Raw genomic sequence first — 2657 nt, forward strand, 5'->3', positions numbered from 1 at the left:
GTATTTTGGTAATTTGGAGTGGTATGTTCTTTTTGAAATCAATGGAGAAGGAAGAGTCGATTTTTGATGAGTATTATTCGGGTGAAGGAATAGTAATTGAAAATTCGGGTGATAAGCATTATATATTTGATTTAGATGATTGGTGGAAGATTAATACCGATAAAGAAGACTATGGACTAAAAGTATCTGAAAATGTAAAACTGTATAGTGTGAATGTGAATGAGATGCTCCATAATCAGAAATTTTATTTTACGGAAAATAATTTAAAAGAAGCAGAGTGGTCGGATTTTGAAGAAGGCGATTTGGTGTATTATTTTTCAGAAAATTATGTGGATCAAAGCCAGCTAATGAAAATTTTAGTAGTAGCAAAAGGTAACGAAGTAAGTTTAGAAGAAGGAGATTATAAAGCTTATTTGAAAGATGTTTTAAATGTAAAGAGTGCCAAACCAGATCTTACTATGATATATGATTCCGAATACATGCTAAACTGGGATAAAGGAAAAACTTACGTAGCGAATGAAAATTCTAATTTAGATCCAGAAGATTTTTTCTATGAAGATAAGCCCATAAAGTTTAAATATTTAATTAGCACATATGATGCTGATAATGTATCAAATGTTCATATATCAGAGTTTACAAAAAAAACTATGGAAAATTTGGAACATGAAGGAGTTGGATATTTTAAAGATATTGTAAATGAAGATGGAATAAATATATTGATATATAATCTTGAGTCAGGAAGTATTGTAGAATCTGTTTTGTCAGATGATTTGGAGAAATATACTAAAGATAGAATTTCAAAAGATGAGTATTATTATGGCGAAAAAATAGCTATATATAAGGATCTTCTAGGTGAAGTTGTATCTATAAAACCTCTTGGAAATAAGAATGATATAGAAAAAATCACATTGACGAATATAGACAGCGATAGACTTGGCTTGGATAGAGATATTAAAAGATTAAGAGGAATAGATAAAAATGGAAATGAAAGAGTGCTGATACTAGATACGAATATACCAAGAGAGTATGGAAGATGGGAATTTGACGATAGTGTTGTAGATGTAGGGGTTATTGATGACAATTATATATTGGATTTTAAGCAATTGGCAGGAATAGATGGTTCAGTAAATATATACAGATTGCTTTCGGTAGGCGAAGGAAAGATCGAAATTGGTTTTAATAACATTGAGGATGCAAGTGATAGCGATTTTGATGAAGACGAGAGAGTGTGGATAGAGTTATCAGATGATTTTACTTGGATTGGAGAGGGGTCGTTAAAAGCATCCACAGGTAAAAATGTGTCTATAAGTTTTGATGAAAATAACAACGCTAGGCATTTACTGGAAATAGATTCTAAATACTTTATGGGATATTATGACAGTAAATCACCTCTTAGATCTGATGAGAAGCAAGAATCTTCTATGATGATGTCAATAGTTAGAGTAGGAGAGTTCCAGCACTTTAGAGATGTGAGATTTAGAAAACTTAAATTTAGACCGTTTGGAGTAGATATAGTAGAAAATACAAAATACTATGAATATAACTATGATATAAACTATTTGAATACACATAAAGATGAATGGGAGAATTTTTGGAATTTAGATTTTGATAAGGTAAAAGGGATAGAGAATAAAGAACTCAAAAATATGGATTTAGAAGAAGGAGATATTTGTGCAGTAACTTATGATGGAGAGATAGGAGCGAATTTTGTTAAGGTAGTAAAATTAATTCCAAGTACTAATTCAATAGTTGAGGGTGAGATTAAAGAGGATAGATTTGTGTTAAAAACTGGAGAAGAAATTGAACTTAGAGAAACATCGGAAATTATAACAGAGGGTAAAAAACACAGACTAGTGCATAGTTATTTAAAAGAAAACGAGGCTAATGTAAAAGCATGGCCTTTGCTAGATGAAAAAGGCTGGGCGAGATATATAATTGTAATAAATTAATCTACAATAAGTTACCTTAAGACGGTGCCTGGCACCAGCTTAAGGTAACTTATTATAGTAATATTTACCAAAATCTATTAAAGTAGTATAATGAAATTGGTTTCTAGATTAAAACGATACTTTGCTGATTTGGAAATCAAATATAGGATTTTAATAGGAGAAATGCTTTAGTTATTAAAAACGTTGATAAATATGTTTAAAAGTGTTGAAACATACTCAAAGGAGTTGATGAACACATGAGACATATTACAAATTATAAAACTAAAGATTTTGCAGAGATACTTAACGTGTCATTTAAGGTACTTCGGTAAGGGGGAATGAAGAGATTGCAAAGGGCATACAAAGTCGAATTAAAACCAACAAAGAAGCAGATTCAAAAGATTAATCAATCACTGGGGATTTGTAGATGGTTATATAATGCTTACCTTGCTAAAAATCAATCACTTTATCAGAACTTTAAAGAGGGGAATTTAGATAAGAAAAAAGCCTTTATATCAGCTAATAACTTTGATAAATATATCAACAATGAAATCAAATTTCTAGATGAGTACAAATGGATTAATGATTGTGGCAGCAAGTCTAGAAAGAAAGCTATATGTAATGCAGAGTTATCATATAAGAAATTCTTTAAAGGTGAAGCAGGCTTCCCTAGATTTAAGAAAAAGGGCAAGTCTAAAGTCGGTTTATATTTTCCAAAGAATAACAAAA

Annotated in this window: 2 protein-coding genes; both read left to right on the forward strand. The window is 30.4% G+C overall.

The window, feature by feature from the left end; all coding sequences use genetic code 11:
- Window positions 1-1949: hypothetical protein (locus N4A40_16400; protein MCT4663435.1), on the forward strand; the 1949-nt coding region annotated here is incomplete at its 5' end.
- Window positions 1950-2266: 317 nt separating this feature from the next.
- Window positions 2267-2657, forward strand: a 391-nt coding sequence (locus N4A40_16405; GenBank protein MCT4663436.1) for a helix-turn-helix domain-containing protein, incomplete at its 3' end; no start/stop codon positions are given.

This window comes from Tissierellales bacterium, assembly GCA_025210965.1.
In the GTDB taxonomy this organism is placed as follows: domain Bacteria; phylum Bacillota; class Clostridia; order Tissierellales; family JAOAQY01; genus JAOAQY01.